The sequence below is a fragment of the Companilactobacillus miaonis genome, assembly GCF_036913615.1.
Classification (GTDB): domain Bacteria; phylum Bacillota; class Bacilli; order Lactobacillales; family Lactobacillaceae; genus Companilactobacillus.
Genome location: NZ_JAYKTX010000006.1, coordinates 56,336 through 74,355, shown reverse-complemented (window position 1 = coordinate 74,355; position 18,020 = coordinate 56,336). Strand labels below are relative to the sequence as shown.

The 18,020-nt window shown below is 36.4% G+C and carries 25 protein-coding genes and 1 pseudogene; 18 read left to right on the top strand and 8 right to left on the bottom strand.

Features of this window, described 5'->3' with window-relative positions; all coding sequences use genetic code 11:
- Positions 1-24: 24 nt before the first annotated feature.
- A complete protein-coding gene (locus U8521_RS06385) occupies positions 25-1,149 on the bottom strand; it encodes an acyltransferase family protein (RefSeq protein ID WP_334352229.1) in 1,125 nt (374 codons plus the stop codon).
- 84 nt (positions 1,150-1,233) lie between these two features.
- On the bottom strand, positions 1,234-2,109 hold the full coding sequence (locus U8521_RS06380) for a LysR family transcriptional regulator (protein WP_334352228.1): 876 nt from the start codon (positions 2,107-2,109) through the stop codon (positions 1,234-1,236).
- 171 nt (positions 2,110-2,280) lie between these two features.
- On the opposite strand from U8521_RS06380, the gene U8521_RS06375 reads away from it, so the two are divergent.
- Genes U8521_RS06375 through U8521_RS06345 form a run of 7 tightly spaced genes read left to right on the top strand, consistent with a single transcriptional unit; the run spans position 2,281 to position 8,929 of the window.
- Positions 2,281-3,138, top strand: a complete 858-nt coding sequence (locus tag U8521_RS06375) for an ACP S-malonyltransferase (protein WP_334352227.1) — start codon at positions 2,281-2,283, stop codon at positions 3,136-3,138.
- A 3-nt stretch (positions 3,139-3,141) separates the two neighbouring features.
- A complete protein-coding gene (gene mdcA / locus U8521_RS06370) occupies positions 3,142-4,782 on the top strand; it encodes a malonate decarboxylase subunit alpha (RefSeq protein ID WP_442886130.1) in 1,641 nt (546 codons plus the stop codon).
- Positions 4,739-5,575 carry a triphosphoribosyl-dephospho-CoA synthase gene (locus U8521_RS06365; protein ID WP_334352226.1) on the top strand — a complete coding sequence of 279 codons (837 nt, stop codon included), beginning with the start codon at positions 4,739-4,741 and terminating at the stop codon, positions 5,573-5,575. Before mdcA ends, U8521_RS06365 begins: the two co-directional genes overlap by 44 nt.
- Positions 5,576-5,589: 14 nt before the next feature.
- A complete protein-coding gene (locus tag U8521_RS06360; RefSeq protein ID WP_334332381.1) occupies positions 5,590-5,886 on the top strand; it encodes a malonate decarboxylase subunit delta in 297 nt (98 codons plus the stop codon).
- Positions 5,876-7,534, top strand: a complete 1,659-nt coding sequence (mdcD, locus tag U8521_RS06355; protein ID WP_334352225.1) for a biotin-independent malonate decarboxylase subunit beta — start codon at positions 5,876-5,878, stop codon at positions 7,532-7,534. The genes U8521_RS06360 and mdcD overlap by 11 nt, the downstream gene beginning before the upstream one ends.
- Complete coding sequence (locus U8521_RS06350; RefSeq protein WP_334352224.1) at positions 7,528-8,136, top strand: malonate decarboxylase holo-ACP synthase; 609 nt, start codon at positions 7,528-7,530, stop codon at positions 8,134-8,136. The genes mdcD and U8521_RS06350 overlap by 7 nt, the downstream gene beginning before the upstream one ends.
- A gap of 4 nt (positions 8,137-8,140) precedes the next feature.
- Positions 8,141-8,929 carry an alpha/beta fold hydrolase gene (locus tag U8521_RS06345; RefSeq protein ID WP_334352223.1) on the top strand — a complete coding sequence of 263 codons (789 nt, stop codon included), beginning with the start codon at positions 8,141-8,143 and terminating at the stop codon, positions 8,927-8,929.
- Between the two features lie 243 nt (positions 8,930-9,172).
- Here U8521_RS06345 and U8521_RS06340 read toward each other — a convergent pair whose 3' ends face one another.
- The 4 genes from U8521_RS06340 to U8521_RS06325 form a co-directional block, all read right to left on the bottom strand.
- Positions 9,173-10,357, bottom strand: coding sequence for a site-specific integrase (locus U8521_RS06340; RefSeq protein ID WP_334352222.1), 1,185 nt, complete (start codon positions 10,355-10,357; stop codon positions 9,173-9,175).
- Between the two features lie 114 nt (positions 10,358-10,471).
- The gene (locus U8521_RS06335) at positions 10,472-11,068 is read right to left on the bottom strand and encodes a DUF3862 domain-containing protein (RefSeq protein WP_334341212.1); all 597 of its coding nucleotides are present in this window, start codon (positions 11,066-11,068) and stop codon (positions 10,472-10,474) included.
- A 64-nt stretch (positions 11,069-11,132) separates the two neighbouring features.
- Entirely contained in the window at positions 11,133-11,528 is a 396-nt protein-coding gene (locus U8521_RS06330) for a M78 family metallopeptidase domain-containing protein (protein WP_334352221.1), read from the bottom strand.
- 3 nt (positions 11,529-11,531) lie between these two features.
- Positions 11,532-11,867, bottom strand: a complete 336-nt coding sequence (locus U8521_RS06325; protein ID WP_334352220.1) for a helix-turn-helix domain-containing protein — start codon at positions 11,865-11,867, stop codon at positions 11,532-11,534.
- 259 nt (positions 11,868-12,126) lie between these two features.
- Between U8521_RS06325 and U8521_RS06320 the strand changes: the two genes are divergently transcribed.
- Together U8521_RS06320 and U8521_RS06315 are read left to right on the top strand one after the other, a co-directional pair.
- Positions 12,127-12,318: a hypothetical protein gene (locus tag U8521_RS06320; protein ID WP_010019231.1), complete on the top strand. Its 192-nt coding sequence runs from the start codon at positions 12,127-12,129 to the stop codon at positions 12,316-12,318.
- Positions 12,287-12,433 (top strand): annotated as a pseudogene (locus U8521_RS06315) (phage antirepressor KilAC domain-containing protein); the annotation flags it as partial. The gene U8521_RS06320 and the pseudogene U8521_RS06315, both read left to right, overlap by 32 nt.
- 188 nt (positions 12,434-12,621) lie before the next feature.
- Here the strand turns inward: U8521_RS06315 and U8521_RS06310 are convergent.
- Positions 12,622-12,999, bottom strand: a complete 378-nt coding sequence (locus U8521_RS06310) for a DUF2513 domain-containing protein (RefSeq protein WP_271794014.1) — start codon at positions 12,997-12,999, stop codon at positions 12,622-12,624.
- A gap of 61 nt (positions 13,000-13,060) precedes the next feature.
- Here U8521_RS06310 and U8521_RS06305 point away from each other — a divergent pair, with 61 nt between their 5' ends.
- The 5 genes from U8521_RS06305 (at position 13,061) to U8521_RS06285 (ending at position 15,389) form a co-directional block, all read left to right on the top strand.
- Positions 13,061-13,264, top strand: coding sequence for a helix-turn-helix domain-containing protein (locus tag U8521_RS06305; RefSeq protein ID WP_054642070.1), 204 nt, complete (start codon positions 13,061-13,063; stop codon positions 13,262-13,264).
- 18 nt (positions 13,265-13,282) lie between these two features.
- Positions 13,283-14,044 carry a Rha family transcriptional regulator gene (locus U8521_RS06300; RefSeq protein WP_334352219.1) on the top strand — a complete coding sequence of 254 codons (762 nt, stop codon included), beginning with the start codon at positions 13,283-13,285 and terminating at the stop codon, positions 14,042-14,044.
- Positions 14,044-14,280 carry a hypothetical protein gene (locus U8521_RS06295; protein ID WP_334352218.1) on the top strand — a complete coding sequence of 79 codons (237 nt, stop codon included), beginning with the start codon at positions 14,044-14,046 and terminating at the stop codon, positions 14,278-14,280. The genes U8521_RS06300 and U8521_RS06295 overlap by 1 nt, the downstream gene beginning before the upstream one ends.
- 25 nt (positions 14,281-14,305) lie before the next feature.
- Positions 14,306-14,431, top strand: a complete 126-nt coding sequence (locus U8521_RS06290; protein ID WP_334352217.1) for a hypothetical protein — start codon at positions 14,306-14,308, stop codon at positions 14,429-14,431.
- A gap of 760 nt (positions 14,432-15,191) precedes the next feature.
- Positions 15,192-15,389 carry a hypothetical protein gene (locus tag U8521_RS06285; RefSeq protein ID WP_334352216.1) on the top strand — a complete coding sequence of 66 codons (198 nt, stop codon included), beginning with the start codon at positions 15,192-15,194 and terminating at the stop codon, positions 15,387-15,389.
- A gap of 88 nt (positions 15,390-15,477) precedes the next feature.
- On the opposite strand, the gene U8521_RS06280 is transcribed toward U8521_RS06285, so the two are convergent.
- Positions 15,478-16,035 carry a hypothetical protein gene (locus U8521_RS06280; RefSeq protein ID WP_334352215.1) on the bottom strand — a complete coding sequence of 186 codons (558 nt, stop codon included), beginning with the start codon at positions 16,033-16,035 and terminating at the stop codon, positions 15,478-15,480.
- Between the two features lie 45 nt (positions 16,036-16,080).
- On the opposite strand from U8521_RS06280, the gene U8521_RS06275 reads away from it, so the two are divergent.
- From U8521_RS06275 to U8521_RS06260, 4 genes are all read left to right on the top strand, one after another.
- Positions 16,081-16,431, top strand: a complete 351-nt coding sequence (locus U8521_RS06275; RefSeq protein ID WP_334352214.1) for a hypothetical protein — start codon at positions 16,081-16,083, stop codon at positions 16,429-16,431.
- Positions 16,418-16,675 (top strand): hypothetical protein, encoded by a 258-nt coding sequence (locus tag U8521_RS06270; RefSeq protein ID WP_334352213.1) that lies wholly within the window; start codon positions 16,418-16,420, stop codon positions 16,673-16,675. Before U8521_RS06275 ends, U8521_RS06270 begins: the two co-directional genes overlap by 14 nt.
- 241 nt (positions 16,676-16,916) lie before the next feature.
- Positions 16,917-17,396: a siphovirus Gp157 family protein gene (locus tag U8521_RS06265; RefSeq protein ID WP_334352212.1), complete on the top strand. Its 480-nt coding sequence runs from the start codon at positions 16,917-16,919 to the stop codon at positions 17,394-17,396.
- Positions 17,397-17,903 (top strand): NUMOD4 domain-containing protein, encoded by a 507-nt coding sequence (locus U8521_RS06260; protein ID WP_334352211.1) that lies wholly within the window; start codon positions 17,397-17,399, stop codon positions 17,901-17,903. It begins immediately after the preceding gene.
- Positions 17,904-18,020 lie beyond the last annotated feature (117 nt).

Below are 18,020 nucleotides of genomic sequence, written 5' to 3'. Positions count from 1 at the left end.
ACAAAGCTTGAGAAATAAAAATAATTATTTCGTTTCCGTCAAAACACTTGATCTAGTTAAAGAATGTTTAACTTTGAACCAGAGAATATGGAACACGTAGGCTGAAGTAAATGATAATACCCAAGTTAATAAATAACAAACAATAATTGCTAGAATTGGGTTAACGCCAGCTAAGTTGCCACCAAAGATTCGCCAGATAATTTGCAACCAAAAGACGTTTGATAAGTAAGCTCGATAAGCATAGGTGGCTAAGAAGTGGAAAACAGGTAATGCGCTGGATTTTTTATTGATGTGACGAATGGCGAGTGCTGCAACTAGTCCAATAACCAATAGCGCATAAAGAGTCATCGATGGTTTGTAGTAAGGAGCATTACTTAAATTGACTGGATAACCAAAACTAAATAATTCTTTGTTAGTCCAATAAAAGGTAGCGATGAACAAAATAACTAAAATAGGAAAAGATTTTTTGATGAACTTTTCAAATTTATCCCTGAACATCCAGCTAATTACACCAAAAATTCCATAGATAACAAAACTAATGAATAAGCGGTCTAAGAGATACCAACTAGTTTCGTGGGGACCGTGGAAAACTTCGACATCGTAAAAATAAATCCAGGCACCATATAAAATACTGGTCAGCGCCAAAGTCAGAATTCCCCGGTTAACATTATTTTTAACAAAGTGGGCTAGAGACCAAAATAGTGGCATCAAGATGATAAACTGCAACATCATTGTGTTGTACCACAGATGTGGTGCGGCGTTACCGTTGATAAAATGCCAAGCAAATGAAGGCAGGTCGTTAAATTTGTTAACTTGTTGAACGTTTGGAAATATCAACAAGTAAGTCAGTGTCCACCAAATTGTGGGTACAAAAAGAGCAGACCATTGTTTCTTCATGTATCCACCATAGTCACTCCACGAATTTTGGTTAGTAGTCCGAGTCGTGGTGTATAAAATACCAAAGATAAAGGCTGGGGCTGTGAACTTGACCAGATTATAAATAATTCCGATCGGAGTTTGGTAACTAAAACTTGGATTGGTCGATAAAACTAAACTAAGAACAGTCTGCATCATAACGGCAGTACAAGCAAAGACCTTCATATAGTCACCTATATCGGCCTTGGGTGTAGTGTCTACTTTTGTTTTCATTTGAAAATCTCCCCTTGTAAAATTGTGAGATCAACAAAAGGAAATCGTTAGACTCAATATATTCTCATTCAAAAATAATTGCAACTAAATTTTTAACTCAGATCTTTGATATGCCAAAAAAATCAAAATGAGTTCGTTGCTGATCTCACGTTGGATATTAGTTAGATTTTTGTGTGGTGAGCAAAGATAAATTGTTCTCTGTAAAGGGTCAGGTGTCAGTCTAGCCAATTGGACTTTCGAGCTGACAGTTTGCCAAGTGACTGAAGGAATGAAACTTAAACCGACACCGGCTTCGACGATTCCTCTGACCGTGGCAGGATCATCAGCTTCATAATTGTAATTTAAAGTAATATCTCGCTTTAAGAAATATTTGTCGATCGTGACTCGTAATGGATTATCCGGTGAGAGGCCAATCAATTTTTGTGAGGCTAGTTCTTTTGGTTGAATGAATTGTTGGCTGTAACCATAATTGATGTTCCAACCGACAAAAATTTCTTCCTTTAAAACCGGGACGTTAGTTAAACCCTGCAGTGGTGTGCTAGTGATAATAAAATCGAATTGTTTAAAATCAGTTTCCCTGACGTTATGTTGAGCGATATTCAATCTGACGTTGGGGAATTTTTCTTTAAAAGTAGTTACAATACTGGGAATAAAAGGGGAAGCGACTTCCATTAATAACGAAATGGGGTATTGAGTTTGGTCTAATCCTCCTTGAACGGCGGAAATACCACGGTTTAGTTCTTCCAAACTGTCATTGACATAGCTGTAAAAAAGTTTGCCAGCTCGATTCAATTTCAAAGTCCGGCCAGTTCGTTCAAATAGTTTGACCTTTAATTCATCTTCTAATTGTTTGATTGTTTTGCTGACGGCTGGTTGTGAGACGTATAAAATTGCCGCAGCTTTAGTGATACTCTCCTGATTGGCGACGACGACGAAATATTTTAGTTGATTGAGATTCATTTGTTTCTCCTTTATATAACTAAATGGTTAAGTATCTTGCTTTTTATATATTATACATGTTATAGATGACCAATTATACTGAATTTGTGAGATCAATAGAAGGATTGTTGGAGGTGATTAATTATCAGAACTTTATGGATATTTCCGGGCCAAGGTGGTCAAAAAAGTGGCATGTTGAAAAATGTTCCACCGGAAATGATTCAACGTGTAAAAGATCTAACTGGAATTGAGTTGCGTGATCGGGATGTTGATTATCGTGATTCAATTCAAATTCAACTAGCGATTTTGATTTTGCAACTATACAACGTGCGCCAATTGAAAAAAATTCAAGTGCCGGATGTTGTAGCTGGTCATTCACTGGGGATTTTTGCAGCAGCGGTGGCTAGTGACGTTATTAGTGAAGATGATGCGATTAAAATCGTTTACTTGCGTTCACAAAAAATGCAAGAGTCTTATCCAGTTGGATACGGGATGGGCGCAATTGTTGGCTTGACTCGTAAAGAAGTAACAGCCCTGGTTGATCAAGTGAACACTGAAACTGAACCAGTCTTTACTTCTAATCAAAATTCAGAGTTGCAGACGGTCGTTTCTGGTTCAATTGCTGGAATCAAAAAAGTGTTGGATCTAGCTAAAGAAAATAGTGCTCAAAAGACTGTTTTGTTGAAAGTACCGGTTCCATCGCATTCGCCTTTGATGCAATCTGTTGCGGATGTTTTGGAAAAGGCTTTGTCTGAGGTTGAATTAAAGAATCCACAATGCACGTATTTAGCTAACTTTAATGGCCATGCAGTTAGAAAAGTTGATGGTGTCAAATATGACATGATCAATAACTTAACTCATCCTGTTTATTGGGACACGATGATGGATGTTGCCTCCGAATTAGGAGTCGATACTACGATCGAGTTAATGCCAGGTAGTACTTTTACCAAGTTAGTTAAGAGTAAGTTTCCTGATTTTAGAACCATCACCATGAATAGTATGAATCTTGATGATATTGAATTCTTGTTAGAAAAATGGAAAAGAGGATAATCGATGGTTAACAGAAGTTGGACCAAGAATCGTGATGCTAAGGCTGCCAAAATGGACGGCATTGCATCCCTTTTAGACGGTAAAATCGTTAAAACAGAAAATGCTAAAGAATTATTAGAGAAAATTATTCAACCAGGCGATAGAGTTGTTTTGGAAGGGGATAATCAAAAACAAGCTAGTTTCTTATCCGAAACTTTAGCCTCAGTTGATCCAGCCAAAGTTCATGATTTACACATGATCATGTCTAGTGTGTCACGTCCAGAACATTTGGATATTTTTGAAACCGGGATTGCTAAGAAATTGGACTTTTCTTTTGCTGGTCCCCAAAGTACTCGTATTTCACAAATGATTGCTGACGGAACTATGGAAGTCGGTGATATTCACACTTATCTTGAACTCTACGCTAGACTTTACGTGGATTTGATTCCAAATGTTGTTTTAGTAGCAGCCGACAAAGTTGACCGTGACGGTAATCTATATACCGGCGCCAATACTGAAGAAACACCAGCAATTGTTGAAGCAGCGGCTTTTAAAGACGGAATAGTTATCGTGCAAGCTAATGAAATTGTTGACGAAGTTCCACGTGTTGATATCCCTGGCGATTGGGTCGACATCGTTGTACCAGCCGATCAACCTTATCAATTGGAACCACTATTTACGCGTGATCCCCAAAATGTTACTGAACTACAAATTTTAATGGGTATGATGGCCATTCGTGGTATTTACGAGAAACACAACGTGCAAACAGTTAACCACGGAGTTGGTTTCAATACTGCTGCAATTGAATTGTTGCTGCCAACTTATGGTGAACAACTCGGTTTGAAAGGTAAGATCGTACCTAATTGGGAAGTTAACCCAACACCTACTTTGATTCCGGCGATTGAAAGTGGCTGGGTCAAAACGATTCACAGTTTCGGTGGCGAAGTTGGAATGGAAAATTACATTGCTCATCGTCCAGATATTTTCTTCGTTGGTAAAGATGGAACAATGCGTTCAAATCGTGCCTTTGGTCAAATGGCAGGTCAATATGCTTTGGATATGTTCGTCGGTTCAACTTTGCAAATTGATAAATTCGGTAACTCATCAACCGTTACGAATGGCCGTTTGTCAGGCTTCGGTGGTGCTCCTAACATGGGTAGCAATCCACACGGACGTCGTCATTCCACACCAGCTTGGCAAAGTTTGCGTCCCGATGACGATCCATTAGGCAAAGGTCAAAAATTAGTTGTCCAAATGGTTGAAACTTTCGGTTCAAATAAAAAGCCCGTTTTTGTCGATCACTTGGATGCTGAAGAAGTCCAAAAAGAAGCTAAATTGGCTAATGTACCAATCATGATCTATAGCGAAGATACAACGCACATCGTGACTGAAGAAGGAATCGCTTATCTATATAAGACCGACAGTATGGCCGAAAGACAAGCAGCAATTGAGGCAATCGCAGGTGTCACGCCAGTCGGCTTGAGAAGTAACCCTAAACAATTAGCAGATTTACGTGCTAAAGGAATCGTTGCTCTACCAGAAGATTTAGGTGTTCACCGCAATGAAGCCAAGAGATCACTTCTTGCAGCACAAAATATGGACGACTTAGTTAAGTGGTCAGATGGACTTTACAATCCACCCGCAAAATTCAGAAGTTGGTCATAAAATGATTGAAACAAAATATTTATTATTAGCTAAACAAGCAGTCAGTGCTTTGAAATGGGAAGTTTCCTTTTCGCCCAAACCGGGCTTAGTCGATGCAATTTCCAATGGTTCACACACTGATATGAATATTGACTTATTTTATAAATCGGCTGATGCACTGTTGAGTGGCTTTGAGGAAATGGCTCGAGTTTCTTTTCGTCATCCTCTTGATTTAAAATTGCGAGAAGAAATCGGGAAAATCGGACGAATCGCTGAAAAAGATATGTTCGCAGCTACTAATGGTGTTAACACTCACAAGGGAGCGATTTGGAGTTTAGGCTTATTAGTCAGTGTGATCAGTAGTTTACAGACTGATGACTTAGTAGAGATTTTGGCCGGAGTTAAGAAATTATCGCGCATGCCAGATCGATTCAATGAGGTCAAACTGACCCATGGTCAAGTCACTAAACAAAAATATGCCTTGAATGGAGCTAAAGGTGAGGCTCAAAGTGGTTTGGTCAATGTTGCCAAAGCTCTGAGTTATCAACCAGAGGAAGATGATTTTGACACTTGGATGCGACGGTTGTTAGTTTTGTACAGTAATGTCAATGATACTAATATCGTTTATCGCAGCGATTTAGAAACTTTACAGCAATTTCAGAAGTTATCATCACAAATTGTTGAGAATCCAAGAAGCGTGATGGGAAATCCGCAATTTGCTACTTTGCAAAATTTCACTAAAGAAAAAAATATTTCTCCTGGTGGAAGTGCTGATTTGTTTGCAGCTAGTTACTTTTTAAAACATTTAAATTAGGGATGGAGAAGAATATGGAAAAACTACATTTTAATTTCGACACAACTGATGCGATTAAAAAGCCTGTCCACGTTGGGGTAGTCGCATCTGGTGATCTCGAAGTTATTTTTCGACCAACAGATAAGAAAACTGAAGTTAATATCGTGACTGGTAGTGATGGTTTCAAAGAAGTTTGGAGCAATGTCTTAAAGCGTTTCTTTGATAGATACCCAATCCAAGCCAAGATTGAAATTAATGACTTTGGTTCAACTCCAGGAGTTGTTAATCTTCGTTTAACTCAAGCATTGGAGGAACTAAAAGATGAAAAATAGTTTTGTTGAATTACATGCTCGTGAGCGTGCTCTTTCATTATTGGATGAAAACTCAGCTAGAGAACTAGTTGGCCCACTAGATGATATGATTTCTCCTCACTTGGAACCACAAAATATTGTTCCTGAAAGTGATGATGGGATTGTCTTGATGCAAGGAACGATCGAAGGCAAAAATGTTTTGATCGTTTCAATTGAAGGAAAATTCCAAGGTGGCGGTATCGGTGAAGTCAGTGGGGCTAAAATCGTGGCTGCTTTAGAAAAAGCTTTGGAAGATAACAAGGCCGGTAAGACGATCTACCCAATCTTAGTTTTGGATACTGGTGGTGTTAGATTACAAGAAGCTAACTATGGTTTATTGTCAATTTCTGAGATTCAAAATGTCGTGATTGCCTTAAAGAAGTACGTTCCGGTTATCGGTTTGGTACCAGGTCGAGTTGGGTCATTCGGTGGTATGTCGATCACTGCTTCGATTCTTTCTTACTTAATTGCAACTAACAAGGCTCGTATCGCCTTGAATGGTCCAGAAGTTATCGAACAAGAAGCTGGCGTGAGAGAATTTGACTCCAGTGATAAGAATTTGATTTGGAACACGTTGGGTACTAAACAGCGATTGGCTACTGGTCTGGTTGATGAAGTTGTTGATGACACTGTTGATGATGTTAAAGCTAGTTTGGTCAATGAAATCAAAACTAGAAAAGATGCTCATCGCACTGAAAATGTTGATTTTTACTTGAGTTTGTTGGATAAACTTGATTTGACTAAGAAACTAGATATTGAAACTTACGATGATTTATTCAAACAAGTTGAAACGGTTAAGCATGAGATTCCTGAAGCTGAGACAAGTTTCAAGGAGGGTACGAAGAGTCGTGGTCGTGTTTGGTTTGAGGCTATGACTGGGATTAAGAACGCTACTAGTCCAGTGTCGACTGTCTTGCATGCTCAAAAAGATGGTAAGGAATACGTTGCCATCGTTCCTGATGCTGAAAATGATTTTCCACGGGTTCGTGATGGAGAAGTTGGTTTGCAAGAAGGCTTTGCGGTTGCTAGTGTGATCAACAAAGTCGTTGCTGAAGATAAAGACAAAGATGTTAAACGACCAATTATTTTGATTGTCGACGTCCCTAGTCAAGCTTACGGCTATCAAGAAGAATTGATTGGTATTCACGTGGCACTTGGTTCAAGTGCTGCTGCTTATGCCAAAGCTAGACAAGCCGGACATCCGGTAATCGATTTTATCCCTGGGGATGCTGTCTCAGGTGGTTTCTTAGCTCACGGTTTACAATCTAATCGTATGATTGCCTTGGATGATGATTCAATCACCGTTCAAGCAATGTCAAAAGCTAGTGCTGCCCGTATCACCCAAAGAACTATTCCTGAACTTGAAGAGGCAACGAAACACGTTCCAGCCATGGCTTACGATATTGATAACTATGAAAAACTCGGTGCTCTGTACAAATTAGTTAAAGGCATCGGTTCATGGGAAGCAACTGACGAAAATGTTGATAAGATCAATTCAATTATTGACGAAGCAATTGCTAGCTTAAATGGTGATCGAACACTTCATTTCCGCTATGAGACACCAATTGCTAAGGCATCCGGTCGTAAAGCTACTTTGAAAGTTCGTCAGTTAGTCGCAGAACAATGGTAGAAATTAATCCACACGACTTGTTGAAAATTAGATCCATTAAGGATTTGACGGGGAATTTACCCGACTGGGCTTTGAAGATGTTTCCTGAATCCATGACGGTAGTGGTTAGACGTAGTCCGATTATTGATGACAAGATTCCCGTTGGCATTCGAGGGATGAAACGGGAAGAACGTTGGGCATCTTTTGTCGATAGAACTGATGTCTTGAGGGTAACTACTCCGTATGAATTAGTTCAAAAACAACTTTGGAAAACAGCTAGACAAGATATTCCCGCGATTAAAGCACTACCAGCAGTATCAGAAATTTTGAAAGATTATCATTGGGGAATCAGTGGTTCGGTCGGTTTCGAACTGGCAACTGCCACACACACGGCAAAAATATCGAGTGATTTGGATTTAGTTTGGCAAGCTGAAAATCCGCTTAGTCCAAGCGAAGCCAAAGAGTTATTAAAAAGGTTAAATCAATTCGGCGTTCACGCTGATTTACAAGTGATTCAAGGTAGTAATGGGTTTTCGTTAGAGGAATATAGTCAGTCGAAATCTACTATAATGATGAAAACTTTAACGGGACCAATTTTGGTCGAAAGTCCTTGGGATGAATAAAAAGATGGAATTTATAACTAACGATGGAATTAAATTGAACTTTCAAAGTTTTGGAGTGGGTCAGCCAGTTGTTTTAGTAGCGGGCTTTGGCGGTTACCAAGAAATTTGGCATGCTCAAGTAGATTACTTGGTTAAGATGCACTGTCGAGTTATTACGTATGATCACCGTAATCACGGTAGGTCGCAACGGACTAATAACAATCTAACGATTGAACAATTGACCAAAGATTTGGCAGGGTTAATTGATTATTTAGACTTACAAAAGCCAATTTTAATTGGTCATTCAATGGGAGCCAGCATTTGTTACGCTTATTTGAGCAACTATTCAAATGCTTTGTCGGTCATGGCGATTGATCAATCACCAAAGATGCTTAATGACATAAATTGGAAATTTGGTTTTGAAGACATTAATAGTAAGAATTTTCAGCAGAAATTAACACAACCGAATAATATTCATGAGACATTGCATGGTTTGGATAATCGAGTCTTTCAAGTTCTGAGTCAGGCCAAAACAGAATTCCCGTTTGATAGGAAGAGTAATCACGCTTTGTTGTTTGACCACGTCCAAAAGGATTGGCGTAATAGCCTGTTTGAAACGACAATTCCAGTGACATTAGTTGTTGCTCGACAGAGTCCATACTTTGATTTTCATTTTGGATCTCTTTGTCAACAAAGAAATCCATTAATCACAAGCGTAATCATGAACAATTGTGGACATGATGTTATGGCTGAGATTCCTGATGAATTTAATCAAACTTTGCGCCACTTTATCTTTAATAGTCGTAAAAAATAAAAAGCAAGATAATCTAGTTCGGAAAACCCGAAAGATTATCTTGCTTTTGTTAGTTATAATTCTTGTGGAACGGCTAAAACCGTTTATTTGTTGATTTATCAACACTTAAAGTTAAGACTTTGTGAAAATGAAATGCGCCACGTGGGAGTTCATACCTATAGCCTGTGAAACACTTGAAACGGTTGCGTTTCTAGGTTCACAAAGTACTAAAATTTCCCGTGACTCATCTCGTGACTCATTTTTTTAAAAGCCAGTATATTGGCTAAATTCTTGTATTGTATTCTTACTTGCTTGTTTGGTAACATGCGAGTAGGTGTTAAGAACAATAGAAGCGTCGCTATCACCAAGTTGCTCTTGAATCTGTTTAACAGTCAATTTATTCGTTTCTAAGGCGATTGTTGCCCAAGTATGTCTAATTCCATGTGGAGTAATTCTTTTGAGCTTAGAGCCACCTTTTTTGCCCTTATTGTAAGAATCAATGACGGCATCCATCCATTTGTTTGGTCTCATAAGTGAAAGAAGTCTATTATCCCTATTTGGAAATATCAATTGATTATCTCTAATGTGGTTAAAACCTAAAACCGATAACTCAAGCTTTAATTCTTTTATCCAATCGTTCAAAACATTTGCGGTGTTTTGATCTAAGTATAGTTTTCTATTGCCTTTAGAAGTCTTAGGCAAACCGACCACTTGCTTATTATCCACAGCTCGTGTCACAGTTTTATTGATAATAATTGAACATTCTTGATAATCAAAATCATTAATTCGCAAAGCCAACAATTCACCTTTTCTAGCACCAGTAAAAGCCATCAGTCTAAACAGGGCAATGGCTTTTTTATTTTTGCCAGAATAATATTTGTTGACTTGTCCCAAGAAAGTACCTAATTCTTCTTTATCCCAAAATTTATCATCCTCAGCCTTGTGTCTGTTGGGGTCATCTTTTGGAAATGTAGTCAAAGCCATTGGATTAGAATAGATTATCTCTAATTTCATGGCAGTCTTAAAAACTAAGCCGGCGTAATTAGCCACTTTCTTAAAATCCACAAGTTCTTTTGACCAATTATTGACTGCTGCTTGACACATCGGCAAAGTAATATCTTTAATAGATTTTTTCCCAAAAACAGGAAGAATGTGATATTTAAACAGTCCTTTAACACGATTGAGCGTGCTTTCTCTAACTGTATTTTTGTAAGAATCAAGAAAGTAATCATAAACTTTAGAATACTTTACATCCTTATCCTCGCTGTAACCATGTTCATCAATCTCAACAATTTGTTTTGAAAGCCAAAGCTTTGCTTCAGTTTTCTTCTTGAAACCACGTTTAGATTTTCTGATTGGTTTGCCACTCAATGGATCGTGGCCAACAGTGTACTGAACGCGGTAAAGCGATTTTCCAGATTTTAATTCATATTTTGTTATTGAACTCATTTTATTTCTCCTAATTTCGCGTGGGAGCAAAATTGAGAAAGTAATTCAGGCATCACCTCCTTAAATTTTTGAAAAATAAATAAGCCCACAGTTTAGACTCATTTATTTTTCGGATTATTCCAATCCAGTTTGACTTTCACCACTAACAGCACCGTTAGTTAATGTAACTGTTGCATTAGCACCCAAACTTCCTTTAACGCCAGATGTATAGGTAAGAATAGTAATTGTAGTTCCAGCTAATGTGGAAATATTAATACCATTAGGATCTCCAAGAGTATTCTTTACATCATCCTCAGATTGTCCGTTTTGGATTTGACCAAATGAATCCAAGGTGATTTTATTTTTTCTATTAACTTTTAAACTACTAATATGCTTACTAATTGCGTGTCCATTTGAGAAGCCAACTGCTAAAGAACTTCCTAAACCTTTTGACCAGGTATTTAAATCAACAGTTTGTGTTTGTACAGTACTTGTTGAAGTGGAAGATGGTTTGCCTAATTCCTTTTTCAAGTCATCAAGAGAAGTACCGCTATTTTCATCAAGAGTAATCTTATTGAATTGATCTAATGTGATACCAGTTTCTTTCTTTGAAGATGCACTTGAATTACTATTCGAACTATTTCCTGATGAAGAACCACCACCTGAGCATCCCACAGCCGTTGTGGATAATAAAATTGTAATTAATCCTAAAACTACACTTCTTTTCTTCATTTTGAATCTCCTCCTATAACATAAATTCCCAGCTTTTTATGTCTATCAGTATTTGGACATTAAACTATCCAGCAATTATTTTTCTAACTGAATTTTCATATCTTTGAGGGATATTAAATTGTGTTAGGAAAGTCATGGAATTGTTAAATTCAATATCGTTATCTGAACAGTATTTCATTAATAGATTAATAGCAATAAGATTTGCGCTGTTTTCGGATTTCAATCGTGAGATTGTAGATTGATCATATAAATAACAGGAATCACCGTCAATCATATGACCAATCTCATGAGCTACCACCATTGGTAGTTCCTCTTGCTTGTACCAATTCGTATTAATAAACATCATGTTACGTTCTGGAATAGCCACGGAGGGCCAGTCTGAATCTAGACCGTTTAGAAATTCAAATCCTATGTGATGATCTAGTGCGTAATTCAATAAATAAGTTGTAACATCGCTCATACATTATTTTCCCCCATCTAAGATACGTCTAATCATTTCTAATTCTTCTGGTGGTATTTCTCTACCACCATAACTCATGATGGTGTAATCGTCCTGCATAGCGTCTTTGATATCTACTTTCTTAGACTTATTGTTAATATCCGGATCATCCGTTTTACCCAATAGGTAGTCTACAGATACGTGCAAAACATTAGCAACGGCCTTAAGATTATTAATTCCAGGTTCTTTATGTTTCCATGAATATATAGTGTTGGTACCCAAATTAGCCATATCGTTCACTTTTGTAAGGCTAAAACCTCTTTGCTTTGAAATTTTTTTAATTCTATCTAACGTTGTCATAATAGGCTTTCTCCAATATATGACGACTAATAATTAGACTTAGACTAAAAATATACTTGCATTATTTTAGACTTAGTCTTATTATTAATTCATCAAGTAATTGAGCAACAAAAACACACGACCACCGATACAATGCTTTGGCGAGAATTGCGGTAGTAATAGGGTTTAAATTGCTTATTTGATATGCCTTTATATTAGACTCAGTCTAATAATTTGTCAACAACTTGATGAAAAAATAACAGTAAAGGAGGTAGAAAATATGGATATTAGAAAAGCGGTTAAAGGATATCAGAGCAAACAAAAAGGTATCACACGTATGAAGTGGATGCCCTATGCAGCAACGATAATTCCAACTAATACTTCATCATGTTTCATTTTGGTTCCATTTGATGAAGACGATCGGATTGGTCGAAGATGGAACCCAACGATCAATGAACTTAAAGATATTTGAAATAAAAGAACGTACCTACAGCAACCCGGATGGTTCTGTAAGAGTGACTAAAACTCCGAAAGTTACTGGAAAAGGTCAAACATATTTTGTTAATAAATTTTTAAAGGAGATATAGCCTTGGAAAATCATGAGTACGTTTACTTTTATAAGGATGGTAATGACAGAATACCTATTCTTACTGGTGGAACAAGTAGGTTTAGTATGATTTTTTTCATTGATGAGGCAGAAAAAAAATCCTTGTCGAAGCTGTTACCTTCGAACAAGAATCTTTATGTAATGGTTGATGGACATATATTTAAAATACTATAGTCCAAGTTTTTGTTTAGCAATTGCGGTTGCCAAAGCAGTTATTACAGAGAATGAGGCAGTGACACCTTTATCGATGAGTTTTTGTTTGGTTTCTTTCCAAATGGATGGATTTCTTATGGAATTCAAATATTGATTACCATCCCAGGTTAAATTACCTATAAGGATGACATATGGACCCTCACCACTATAGGTCACTTTACCTGTGATGAATCCAGCTTCCTCCATTTTGTCAATTGTAAATGCTAGTTCATTTAAGGAAACATGATTTTCATCAGCAAAATTACGGATTTCCTTATTAGTTGGTCCCTGTAAATGTTCACTTTCTGCACATTCAATTAAAGTTTTTCTAACAAAATCGTAGTCTAGTTCCATTATTATCACCTCGAATATATATGAATTAATCAAATTATAACAATAGAAAGGAGCTGATTACATGCCAGAACAACAATTCGCAAAGGTAGCACATGACATTGAACGATCAATTAAGATCGCATTGCTTAATCGAGATATGACTCAAAAAGAGTTAGCTGAATTAATTCATGCTAATCCACAACAATTGAATAGAGCCATTAAAGGTGACATGACACCTAAGTCACGTGAACTACGTGAGCAAGTCGCACGAGTTTTAAATCTATAAAAAAGAAGGTAAGAAATAATGAACAACTTAGTAATTATGAAAGATCAACAGGCAGTGACAAGTAGCTTACAAGTTGCAGAAAGTTTCGGAAAACAACACAAAAACGTTATTCAAACAATTGAGGACAAAATGAGTACGGCTGAAAATTCAGCTCTACTAAATATGTTTTCTGAAGGAACGTATAAGGCTTCTAATGGCAAGCAAAACAAAATGTACTACATGAACAGAGATGGTTTTACATTTATCGCTATGGGATTTACAGGAGCTAAGGCAGATACATTCAAACTTAAATATATTGAAGCTTTTAATCAGCTTGAAAATGAACATAAGCAACACCAAATTGACACAGAAGAATTAAGCCCAGAACTTAAAATGTTCAATCAAATCTTTAAATCAGTGGCCAATCAAGAGTTAGAGAATAAGAAACTTAATCATAAAGTTGATAACATTGCTGAAATTGTTTCATTGAACACAACTGACTGGCGTAAAACTTCTCAATCAATTATTAGAAAGATCGCTTTAGCTCAAGGTGGTTACGGAGCTTACAAAGAAGTTGCTAGTGATGCCTACGCTGAAACTGATAGACGTGCCGGAGCTAATTTGAAGATTCGACTTACAAATTTGAAGAAAAATCGACTGGCAAACGGGATGTCAAGAAGCAAAGTAGATAAGACTAATAGGTTGGATGTAATTGATGGTGACAAGCGACTTAAAGAAATTTATATGTCTGTAGTTAAAGACTTCGCTATTAAAAATAAAGTTTGGGAGAACGAATACTAATGGAATCCACACAAACAAGACAGCCAGGGCTAAACGATGAACAATTTAGCGAGCTAAAGAAAATCGTCGTTCAAGTTGTATCACGTAAATGGCTAAGAACTAAAGACTTACCAGGCTATTTAAATATGGCTGATAGCACGATTCGTGAGAACCTACCAGACTTACCGTTTCACATAGTTGGTGGAACGAAATTATATGATCCACAGGAAATAGACGATTTTATTAGAAACAAATAAAAACAAGCGTGGGAGAATAAATTTTATGAGAAGTATTCCAGTACCAATGATTATATGGTTACCAATCTTAGTCTGGTTCGTGACTTACCAGCTTACTAAGTATGGTGGTCCGAAGAAATGGCTTAAGAGATTTACAGATTTTTATATTTAAAAAAGGCTACCTAATTTCGGTGGCCCTAGTGAGGATGGTTTTTAGAATGATTGGTTTTGTGATCGTCGTCTTTAGTCTTTCTATTTGTATTATTGAAATCATCAGAACCAAAAAGTAATTTACTTTCTATGGAATTTAACTTTTTTAATTTGAGAAATAGAGAATCTAAAAATTCGATAAGTTTAAAGGGAAAGGCCTTTGTAAATAAAAATCCAAAAAGGGTGATTATGGCTATCAAAGTAGCTAGTAATGATATTTGGTCAGAATTCAATAAACAGCAAAGGGCCAGAATAACGCTTGTCATCGTAGTGTAACTAAAATAGTAAAGAATAATATGAAGTAAAATTTTATTTTTGATTTTTTTATTTAATATCACTGGATATAGGAAGACAAAAGTTATAAATATCAAAAATATGAGAAAGAAAATGCCCCAAAAAATAAAAAAGTATTGAAAAAGAGAAATCCAATTTACATTCAAATATAGTCTTATTGCCGAATCCTTTGGAGTATCAGAGACTAAGCGATTGCAGTATTTTTCTAATTCACCAAACGAACTTAGTGAAGAAAAAGTTAGAAGGATATAGATAGTAATTAGAAAGAAATATTTTTTTAAGTTTTTCATAATAAATAAATTATATCAAAGGAAACAAAGCAATGAATAACGACATTCGAATTAAAACAGAAGATGATTACGATCTAGTTGGCGATTGTGAGCCATACGATCAATACATCGACGACAAATTAACAGGAGATGAACCACGTGAATATTAATAAAGATAGCGTATTAAAAAAAGCCATCTCATGTGGTGATGAGATAACTTTATTGAATTGTGGAAGATACCAGCCCTATGAACTGGTTAGTAAGTATGGAACTAAGCTAGATTTACCAGATAGCTATACGGTTATTGTTCTGAAGAATAGTCAGGTGGCAAATGACTTGCTTCGGCGGTTTCAATAGCTGTGAAGAAAAATTATATCAGAGGAGGTGTCTTATGAGTATTGATGGAACTTTATTTTTACTAATATTAATAATCAATATATTAACGCTAATTGCTCTTATTAAAATTAGTAGAAAATGATTTGAATTTTGAAAAATAATTAATATGTTGCTTTGCTGTTACCTTAATTGTACTAGGAAAAGTGTCGACAAAATATGAAAAATATTCTGAGTCGTCAGATTTCAAGTACGTAGATTCGTCGAATGGACAACTTTCATCATTGTTTAAACTATTGGATAAATTCATATTGTTTATCGGCGATGTATAAGGGTTTAGTCCGGGGATAAAATCCTTAGCATGTTCCATTTCCCATTTTTTTGCATTTAGTGAATTCTGATATTTTCTAAACTGTTTAGGGCTGAAACCATTATCTACAATTTTTTTGCCAGCATTATCAAATAAGGTAATATCTGTGATTTTTATTGGCTTGGTAGATATATTCACTATTTCAAATGATATATTGTTGTGTTCACAAATCTGATCAACTTTTAGGTTTATAAGGTCAATTGCGTAGTGATTAAACCGCCAAGTATAAATGTATGAACCAATAGCTACAAGTAATGCAAGTACCCCGATGATGGTATCCCAAGATATTGTGAAATCCATTTTTTCACCTCTTTCCGTCAAAAATTATATCAAAGGAGCAAACATATGAATAACAATATTCGAATTAAAACAGATGATGACTACAATCCAATCGGTGATACTGAACCATACGACACTTATGTGGACGATAAATTAACGGAGGATATCACAATGGAAGAATTAAGTAAGTTACTTGATGAACACAAACGTATCAGCAGAACGATTGAATATGATGGCTGTTTGATGAGTGAACAGCGACAGCTTCATGCTAATGCTGAAACTGATGATGACAGAGAAGCTTATTTCAATAGCATTCTCAGACTTCAAGAAGAATCAGACCGAAACGAGAGAAAATGTGATTTGGTTGAACAATCAATTGTTAAATTATTTGAGGAGACAGCTAATGGAAATAAATAAAGACGTGGCAGCGATTGAGAATGCCTTAGATGAGTTCGTTCGAATTGGCGAAGAAATTGGACGTAAGTCAGAGCAGATTGAACATTATGAAGCTAGAAAGTATGTGGAAAATGTTCAAGGGATTGAGAACCAATCTATAACCTATCAAATCAAGCGTTTAAAGCATCATCGTGATGATTTGATGATTGATAAAGCTAGAGCTGAAACGGACGTTAGAGAAGCTTTTGAACACTACTACTCTTGAGAGGAGGTGAGAGAGTGGTAACAATCAGTGAGCACGTAAATCGCGTGATTATGGCGTCAATTCACTACCGAAATAGGCAACTGGTATTTAGATGGTGTATGTCTGAACACAATAGGCACAAGTACATATCGGCTGCTCAAGATTTAGAGCAAAAGAAAAACGCCTTACTAACGGCAATTAGCAGAGGCGCGTACATAAAATGACTTCAATTTAATTATACCACGAGAGGGGAATGAGTTTAATGGCAACTTTATATGATCTAACAGGCAAGTATCTACAGTTAGCTGAGCTTGCAGAAGAAACAGACCCAACGCTTTTCAATGACACAATGGATTCTATTACAGACGCTATCGAGGATAAGGCCGTTGGTTATGCAAAAGTCGATAAAGAGTTAGCAAAGGACGAAAAGGCTCTTAAAGAAGAGGCTAAACGCCTAACTGATAGAGCTGCGTCGATTGCTAGAAACAGAAAGAATTTAAAAGGCAATCTGCAAGAAGCAATGGAATCAACCGGACAATCAAAAATTAAAACTCCTGAGTTCACTATTTACATCCAAAATAATACACCAGCATTAAGAATCTTTGATGAGGGTGAGATTCCGGCTTATTTGGGAAAGACTACTACAGTGCCAGATAAGTCAAGAATCAAACAAATGCTAAAGGAAGGAAAAGATGTTCCAGGTGCAGAGTTAATAACTGGGTCATCGGTACGGATTAGATAGATGGAAATTTGGAAAACAATTGATGGATTTGAAAATCTTTACGAGGTTTCTAATTTGGGCAGAGTGAGAAGTCTATTCAGATATAAAAAAATTCTTAAACCTAATTGTTTAAAGAGTGGTTATCAAGCCGTAAGTCTTTACAAAAATAAAAAGAAGTATTTGGGATTAATACACAGACTTGTTGCAATTGCCTTTATTCCTAATCCGTTAAACAAACCACAAGTGAATCATATTGATGAAATTAAAAGTAATAATCACGTTGAAAATTTGGAATGGATGACAGCCAAAGAAAACATGAGTTACGGAACTGCTAGGGAGAGAACCAACAAAGCACAAGGCCAAAAGGTAATCCAACTAGATATCAATGGAAAAATGATTAGTCAGTTTGATACGGAAAATATAGCTTCTCAAATGACAGGAGCTAATAGATACAAAATATCAGCTGTCATCAATGGCCATAGAAAAACTGCTGGCGGTTATTTGTGGAAAAAAGTAGGTGAAGTTTAGATTGTATAAATTGAGAGATTACCAATTAGATGAATTACAAAAAATCTATAACTCATTTGATCATGGGCATCGTTCAATAATTGTACAATCCCCTCCCTAGAACAGGAAAAACGGTTT

Bases quoted from the DNA above. Each gene is read 5' to 3' on its own strand.
- U8521_RS06290 (WP_334352217.1), top strand. From the start codon at position 14,306: ATGAGAAGTATTCCAGTACCAATGATTATATGGTTACCAATCTTAGTC.
- mdcD (WP_334352225.1), top strand. From the start codon at position 5,876: ATGAAAAATAGTTTTGTTGAATTACATGCTCGTGAGCGTGCTCTTTCA.
- U8521_RS06335 (WP_334341212.1), bottom strand. From the start codon at position 11,068: ATGAAGAAAAGAAGTGTAGTTTTAGGATTAATTACAATTTTATTATCC.
- U8521_RS06300 (WP_334352219.1), top strand. From the start codon at position 13,283: ATGAACAACTTAGTAATTATGAAAGATCAACAGGCAGTGACAAGTAGC.
- U8521_RS06270 (WP_334352213.1), top strand. From the start codon at position 16,418: ATGGAAATAAATAAAGACGTGGCAGCGATTGAGAATGCCTTAGATGAG.
- U8521_RS06380 (WP_334352228.1), bottom strand. From the start codon at position 2,109: ATGAATCTCAATCAACTAAAATATTTCGTCGTCGTCGCCAATCAGGAG.
- U8521_RS06385 (WP_334352229.1), bottom strand. From the start codon at position 1,149: ATGAAAACAAAAGTAGACACTACACCCAAGGCCGATATAGGTGACTAT.
- U8521_RS06365 (WP_334352226.1), top strand. From the start codon at position 4,739: ATGGACTTTACAATCCACCCGCAAAATTCAGAAGTTGGTCATAAAATG.
- U8521_RS06280 (WP_334352215.1), bottom strand. From the start codon at position 16,035: ATGGATTTCACAATATCTTGGGATACCATCATCGGGGTACTTGCATTA.
- U8521_RS06375 (WP_334352227.1), top strand. From the start codon at position 2,281: ATGTTGAAAAATGTTCCACCGGAAATGATTCAACGTGTAAAAGATCTA.
- U8521_RS06275 (WP_334352214.1), top strand. From the start codon at position 16,081: ATGAATAACAATATTCGAATTAAAACAGATGATGACTACAATCCAATC.
- U8521_RS06330 (WP_334352221.1), bottom strand. From the start codon at position 11,528: ATGAGCGATGTTACAACTTATTTATTGAATTACGCACTAGATCATCAC.
- U8521_RS06310 (WP_271794014.1), bottom strand. From the start codon at position 12,999: ATGGAACTAGACTACGATTTTGTTAGAAAAACTTTAATTGAATGTGCA.
- U8521_RS06295 (WP_334352218.1), top strand. From the start codon at position 14,044: ATGGAATCCACACAAACAAGACAGCCAGGGCTAAACGATGAACAATTT.
- U8521_RS06320 (WP_010019231.1), top strand. From the start codon at position 12,127: ATGGATATTAGAAAAGCGGTTAAAGGATATCAGAGCAAACAAAAAGGT.
- mdcA (WP_442886130.1), top strand. From the start codon at position 3,142: ATGGTTAACAGAAGTTGGACCAAGAATCGTGATGCTAAGGCTGCCAAA.
- U8521_RS06325 (WP_334352220.1), bottom strand. From the start codon at position 11,867: ATGACAACGTTAGATAGAATTAAAAAAATTTCAAAGCAAAGAGGTTTT.
- U8521_RS06340 (WP_334352222.1), bottom strand. From the start codon at position 10,357: ATGAGTTCAATAACAAAATATGAATTAAAATCTGGAAAATCGCTTTAC.
- U8521_RS06350 (WP_334352224.1), top strand. From the start codon at position 7,528: ATGGTAGAAATTAATCCACACGACTTGTTGAAAATTAGATCCATTAAG.
- U8521_RS06360 (WP_334332381.1), top strand. From the start codon at position 5,590: ATGGAAAAACTACATTTTAATTTCGACACAACTGATGCGATTAAAAAG.
- U8521_RS06305 (WP_054642070.1), top strand. From the start codon at position 13,061: ATGCCAGAACAACAATTCGCAAAGGTAGCACATGACATTGAACGATCA.
- U8521_RS06345 (WP_334352223.1), top strand. From the start codon at position 8,141: ATGGAATTTATAACTAACGATGGAATTAAATTGAACTTTCAAAGTTTT.
- U8521_RS06260 (WP_334352211.1), top strand. From the start codon at position 17,397: ATGGAAATTTGGAAAACAATTGATGGATTTGAAAATCTTTACGAGGTT.
- U8521_RS06265 (WP_334352212.1), top strand. From the start codon at position 16,917: ATGGCAACTTTATATGATCTAACAGGCAAGTATCTACAGTTAGCTGAG.